The sequence below is a fragment of the Streptomyces lonarensis genome, assembly GCF_012033735.1.
GTDB classification, from domain to species: domain Bacteria; phylum Actinomycetota; class Actinomycetes; order Streptomycetales; family Streptomycetaceae; genus Streptomyces; species Streptomyces lonarensis.
The window spans coordinates 1-6,095 of sequence record NZ_JAAVJD010000279.1 but is presented as its reverse complement, the minus strand read 5'-3'; the positions used below and the strand labels follow the sequence as shown (position 1 = coordinate 6,095).

The following is a 6,095-nucleotide window of genomic DNA, read 5'->3' as shown; positions in this document are numbered from 1 at the left end:
GCGCGGCGCCGCGCGTCGCGTACCGACAGCGGGGCCGGCGACCAGCCCGCCAGTCGGCCCAACTCCACCACCGGCGGCCGCACCGGCGACTCCGCCAGCACCCGGGCCGGCTCGCCGAGGACCGGCGCCCCGCCCGCGCCCGGCAGCAGCAGCACCCGGTCGGCGTACTGCACCACCCGCTCCAGCCGGTGCTCCGCCAGCAGCACCGTGGTCCCCAGGTCGTGGACGAGGCGCTGCAGCACCGCCAGCACCTCCTCGGCGGCGGGCGGATCGAGCGCGGAGGTCGGCTCGTCGAGGACGAGGACCCGCGGGTGGGTCGTCAGCACCGAGCCGATCGCCACCCGCTGCTGCTGCCCGCCGGAGAGATCGGTGAGCGCACGACCCCGCAACTGCGCCAGGCCCAGCAGGTCCAGCGTCTCCTCGACACGCCGCCGCATGGTCGGCTGCGGCAGCCCGAGGGACTCCATGCCGTACGCGAGCTCGTCCTCGACGGTGCCGGTGACGAAGTGGGCGAGCGGGTCCTGGCCCACGAACCCGACGGCGTCGGCCAGTTCACGCGGACGGTGGGTGCGGGTGTCGCGCCCCGCCACCGTCACCCGGCCGGTCAGCGTGCCGCCGGTGAAGTGCGGCACCAGCCCGCAGACCGCGCCCAGCAGCGTAGACTTGCCGACGCCGGAGGGGCCCACCAGCAGGGTCAGCTCTCCTTCCGGCAGCTCCAGGTCGACGCCGCTCAGCGCGGGCGTAGCCGCTCCCGGGTAGACCACCTCGACCTGCTCGAACCGGATCATCCCTCGCTCCTCCCGTGGTCGCCGTCGTCCTCGCCGTGCGCCGCGCGCCGTCGTGCGGCCGTCCCCGGGTCGCGCGCGGGCGGCGGTCCGTCCCGTCCGGGCAGCCCGCGCGGCGGGCCGTCGCCCCCCTCGCTGTCGTCCCCGTGGCGGTTGTCCGTGCCGTCCGTGCCGCCGCCCGTCCGGGCCGCCTCCGCGGGGGAGGGGGCCACCACTGCGGGAAGCAGCCCCAGCAGCACCGCCCCGGCGGGCCAGAGCGGCAACGACGGCGCGGTCAGCGGGACCGTCGGCGGGGCCAGCCCCGCCGGGTCGGCGGCCGCCGCCACCGCGAACGCCGTGGCCACGGCCGCCCCCGAGGCCGCCACCAGCCAGGCGCGGACACCCCACCGGTCCGGCCGGTACCGGGTACGGACCGCCCGCCGGCCGCCCAGCCACAGCCCCGCGGTGGCGGCGGCCACGCCCACGACCAGGACCGGCAGGCCGAGCATGCCGCCGTCGGCCGCGAGCAGCCCGTAGCTCCCCGCGCAGACGCCCAGCAGCCCGCCGAGGGTCAACGCGGCCGTGGTGCGCCGTACTCCGGGCGGCACCCGCGCGGAGCGCCCGTAGCCCCGGGCGTCCATCGCCGCCGCCAGCGCCACCGACCGCTCCAGCGCCCCCTCCAGTACCGGGAGCGCCACCCCCGCCACCGACCGCAGGCCGCGGTCCGGCCGGCCGCGCAGCCGCCGCGCGGCCCGCATCCGCACCACGTCCCCGATCAGCCGCGGCGCGAACGTCATCGCCACGACCACCGCCACCCCGGCCTCGTAGAGGGCGCCGGGCAGCGACTTCAGCAGTCGTGCCGGGTCCGCCAACGCGTTGGCCGCGCCCAGGCAGATCAGCAGCGTCGCCAGCCGCAGCCCGTCGTAGAAGGAGAACAGCACCCCCTCGGCCAGCACCCGGCCGCCCAGCCGCACGCCCTGCATCCACCCCGGCAGCGGCACCTCCGGCAGGGTGAAGAGCACATGTGTGCCGCCGACGGTGGAACCCAGCAGGACGGCGAAGAGCACCCGCAGCACCACGACGACGGCGCCGAGGGCGAGGAAGAACCCGAAGGCGCGGGCCCACGGCGCATCCGTGCGCCGCGCGGAGACGACGTAGCCGGCGACCGCGATGATCAGTCCCAGCAGCAGCGGGTTGGTGGTCCGGGACGCGGCTGTGGCCAGGCCCAGCGCCCACAGCCACCACGCGCCCGCGTGCAGCGCGGTGGCACGCGTCGCCACCGGAGCCCGCAGCCCGGCCAGGAGGGCGCGCCCGCGGTGCACCGGTCCGTTGCCGCTCCGCGCCTCCGCCGCCGCCCCGGCCGTGGACTCGGCCGTGGACTCGGCCCGTCCCCTCACCGGTCCCGTCCCCTCACCGGTCCCGCCGCCGGCCGCGGCCCAGCGCGGCGGCGGCGAGCACGGCCACCGCCGCGATGCCGAACCACAGTCCGGTACCCCCGGGTACGCCGTCGCCGCCCGTCCCGGTGCCGGCGCCGTCGTCGCCGTCGTCCTCCTCGGCCGCCGGGGAGTCCTCGGGGGCGACGCTCGCCTGCTCGCCGCACCCGCGTTCGGGGTAGCCGCGGACGGCGCACAGCAGCCCCGACCGGTCGTACCGCAGCGGGTCCGCGACCGAGGCGAGCGCCTCGGCGGCGGTGGCGCCGTCCGCGACCACCGCGCAGGCCGTCGCGGGGGGCGGCGGCACCTCACCCGCGGGTGCCTCCCCGGGCGTGCCGAAGTCCAGCACCAGCGCCACCCGCCGCTCGCCCTCGCCCGGCGTTTCCGAGTCGCAGACGGAGGCGAAGGTCTCCTCGCCGCGCGGCTGCTCGGCCCCGCCGGCACCGGTGCCGATGCCGAACCGGAAGCCGAGCACGGTCCCGTCGGCAGGGCGGAGCGTCCCCGGTCCCTCGGTCGCGTACCGCCAGGCAGTGCCGTCGTCCGCGTCGTCCGGGTCACGCAGCCAGAAGGACCAGTAGCGGTAACCGGTGGGCTGGTCGCGACCGGACGCGGCGGCCGGGGCGTCGCCGCTCCGCACCGCTGCGCTCGTCGCCGACGCGGCCGGTGTCGCCGCTGCCGGAGGGGCGGTGGCGACGAGCAGCGGGAGCAGGGGGAGCAGCGCCGCGGCGGCCGACACGAGGGCCGGCCGCCGGGCGCCCGGTGCGGCGCGGTGCATCAGTCGCCGCCACCGCCGCCGGAGTCACCGCCGGAGCTGTCCGACCCCGACGACCCGGACGAGCCCGAGGAGCCGGAGGAGCCGCCGGAGGAGTCGGAGGCGTTCTCCCACCCGGGCCGGTGGTCGTCGGAGGTCGAGCCGCCCGCGGTGACGCTGCCGTCCGCCGCCGTCCCGCTCCCGGCGGTGCCGGTGCGCCGGTCGGACCGGCCGCGCATCGCCAGCAGCAGACCGATGCCCGCACCCGCGAGCAGACCCACCACGACGAGCAGCACGGTGCCGGCGGACGATCCGCCGTCCCCGTCCTCGGACCCGCTGTCGGTGGCGGGCTCGCCGCTGCCGTCGGTCTCCTCAGCGCCGCTGTCCTGTGCGCCGTCCTCGGGGGCGAGGGCCGCCAGGTCGGCGGTCAGGTCGGAGCCGCCGAACGCGGCCGGGTCCCCGTCCGCCGCGCGGACCGCGAGGATCAGCTGGCCCAGCGCGGCCGGGTTGCCGGCGCTCCACTCCTGCGCGTTCTCCGCCAGCCAGGCCAGCGGCTCCTCGGTGGCCCCGCCGTAACCGCCCGCGGCGAGCGCCAGCACGGCGCGCGCGGTGGCCCCCGCGTCGGGGTCGCCGTCGGCGAACGGGTTGGGCACGAAGGCGCCCTCCTCGCCGTCGAGCAGGTCCGCCACGGCCGCGGCGGCCGCCTGCGGTGCCTCGTCCTCGGGGAGCGCGTCCGCGTCGGCGCCGCACTCGGCGGCGGCGGGCCGGCCGTCCCCGGAGACCGGGTCCACCAGGACGCCGCTGCCCTGCATCGCGAGCGCGGCGTCCACCGTCGCGGCCTCGTTGGCGAACAGCTCGCCCGAGTCGCCGTCCGGCTGCCACGCGAAGCTGCCCGGGGCGCCGCCCTCGGCGTCGCAGCCCAGCTGGAGCCCGCGCAGCGCGTCGTACGCCGAGGCGCCCTCGGCGGAGGTCACCGCCGCGACGTCCTCGCCCGCCGCCGCCAGCGCGCCGACCACGGCAGCCGTGGAGTTGGCGTCGGTCGGGTCGCCGGGGGAGAAGGGCCACCCCCCGTCGTCGTTCTGTATGCCCACCAGCCAGTCCAGGGCGGCCCGGGTCTCGTCGGCGTCGGCACCCCGCGTCACGGCCAGCGCCTGCACCGCCATCGCCGTCGCGTTGGACTCGGCGAGGACGTCGTCGCCGCACTCCGACCCGGTGTCGGCCCGGTACGCCGCGAACGAACCGTCCGCGCACTGCTGCCCCTGCAACCAGTCGAGCGCGGCGCCCGGCACGGGGCGCTCCTCCGCGTCCAGTGCCAGGACGGCCAGCGACTGCCGCCACACCCCGTCGTACGTCGGGTCGGTCTCCCCGAACAGGCCGGTGTCCTGCTCGGCGCCACCGCCGTCCTGGGCGTACGCGACAGGCACGGCCCCCAGCAGGAGAGCGGCCCCGGTGAGGGCCGCCGCGCCACGGCGCAGCTTCATGATCGGTCGCCTTTCGCTCAGGTGGCCGAGACGACTCGATCCACCGCGGCGCGGCGCACCGGGGCTCGGCTCCGTGTTCCTCGACGGTTCCGGCCGCGCGGCCGGGAGCCAGTGCTGTCCCGGCGCGGGTGCTCCGGCTGCGGGCCAGGGGCCGCTCACGGTTGCGGGTCAGCGCCGGAGTCGCACCGGCTTCCCCCGCGCGGGGACGTGACGTGCGGCCTCACTGTATCGGCCACCTTCCGGCGGCCGTGATCGCGGCGGGGCGTGTTCCACCGGGCGGCGGCCGCCCGTGGCCGGGATCACCGGTGGCCGCCGCCCACCGTCCGGAGCACGGCGGCTATCTTCGTACCGACGAGTAGCCGGGCCGACGTGAACTTGTTCCCACCGGAACGGGACGGTTACGCTCCGGCGCACAGCCGAGAGGGGAGCGGGCGTGACCGCTGGAGACCGCGCGGACGAACCGCTGAACATCGCGTTCCTCACCTACAAGGGGAATCCTTTCTGCGGCGGCCAGGGGGTCTACGTCCGGCACCTCTCGCGGGAGATCGCCCGACTCGGCCACCGCGTCGAGGTCGTCGGCGCGCAGCCCTACCCGGTGCTCGACGACCAACCGGGCGTCACACTCACCGAGTTGCCCAGTCTCGACCTCTACCGCGAGCCCGACCCCTTCCGCACGCCCCGGCTCGGCGAGTACCGCGACTGGGTCGACGCGCTGGAGGTCGCCACGATGCGCACCGGCGGCTTCCCCGAACCGCTCACCTTCTCGCTCCGCGCGCGCCGCCATCTCGCCGCGCGGGCCGGTGAGTTCGACGTGGTCCACGACAACCAGACCCTGGGGTACGGGCTCCTCGGACTCGACAGGCTCGGGCTGCCGCTGGTCACCACCGTCCACCACCCGGTCACCGTGGACCGGCAGTTGGAGATCGACGCCGCCGGGACGCTCCGCGGCCGGCTCTCCAAGCGCCGCTGGTACGCCTTCACGCGGATGCAGCGCCGGGTCGCCGGCCGACTGCCCTCGGTCCTCACGGTCTCCGGCTCCTCCCGCCGCCAGATCATCGACGACCTGGGCGTGCGGCCGCACCGGGTCCATGTCGTGCCGATCGGTGCGGACTCCCGGATCTTCCGCCCCGACCCGGCCGTCGCCGAGGTCCCCGGACGCATCGTCACCACCTCCAGCGCCGACGTGCCGCTCAAGGGCCTGGTGCACCTGGTGGACGCCCTGGCCGAGGTGCGCCGCGACCACCCGGACGCCCACCTCGTCGTCGTCGGCCACCGCCCGACCGAGGGGCCTGTCGCCGAGGCGCTGGCCGCCCACGGCATCGGCCACGCCGTGGAGTTCGTCAAGGGCGTCAGCGACGAGGAACTCGCCGACCTCGTGCGCAGCGCGCAGGTGGCCTGCGTCCCCTCGCTCTACGAGGGGTTCTCCCTGCCCGCCGCCGAGGCCATGGCCACCGGCACCCCCCTCGTCGCCACCACCGGCGGCGCCATCCCCGAGGTCGCCGGGCCGGACGGCGAGACCTGCCTCGCGGTCGAGCCCGGCGCCGCGGCGGCGCTCGCCGCCGCACTCGGCCGCATGCTCGGCGACCCCGAGCTGCGCGCCCGCATCGGCGCGGCCGGCCGGGCCCGCGTGCTGTCCCGGTTCACCTGGGAGCAGGCCGCCCGCGGC

At 77.5% G+C, this 6,095-nt stretch carries 5 protein-coding genes; 1 reads left to right on the top strand and 4 read right to left on the bottom strand.

The annotated features are described in order from the left end of the window. The 4 genes from HCN56_RS22715 to HCN56_RS22700 form a co-directional block, all read right to left on the bottom strand. The coding region (locus tag HCN56_RS22715; RefSeq protein WP_167974087.1) for an energy-coupling factor ABC transporter ATP-binding protein at positions 1-788 on the bottom strand (788 nt) is incomplete at its 3' end. Beyond that, positions 785-2,086: an energy-coupling factor transporter transmembrane component T gene (locus HCN56_RS22710; RefSeq protein WP_312871385.1), complete on the bottom strand. Its 1,302-nt coding sequence runs from the start codon at positions 2,084-2,086 to the stop codon at positions 785-787. The genes HCN56_RS22710 and HCN56_RS22715, both read right to left, overlap by 4 nt. A gap of 88 nt (positions 2,087-2,174) precedes the next feature. Continuing rightward, positions 2,175-2,972: an SCO2322 family protein gene (locus tag HCN56_RS22705; RefSeq protein ID WP_209313073.1), complete on the bottom strand. Its 798-nt coding sequence runs from the start codon at positions 2,970-2,972 to the stop codon at positions 2,175-2,177. Further along, on the bottom strand, positions 2,972-4,429 hold the full coding sequence (locus tag HCN56_RS22700; RefSeq protein WP_167974083.1) for an SCO2321 family membrane protein: 1,458 nt from the start codon (positions 4,427-4,429) through the stop codon (positions 2,972-2,974). The genes HCN56_RS22705 and HCN56_RS22700 overlap by 1 nt, the downstream gene beginning before the upstream one ends. 433 nt (positions 4,430-4,862) lie before the next feature. Here HCN56_RS22700 and HCN56_RS22695 point away from each other — a divergent pair. After that, a partial coding sequence (locus tag HCN56_RS22695) for a glycosyltransferase family 4 protein (protein WP_167974081.1) occupies positions 4,863-6,095 on the top strand: 1,233 nt, incomplete at its 3' end.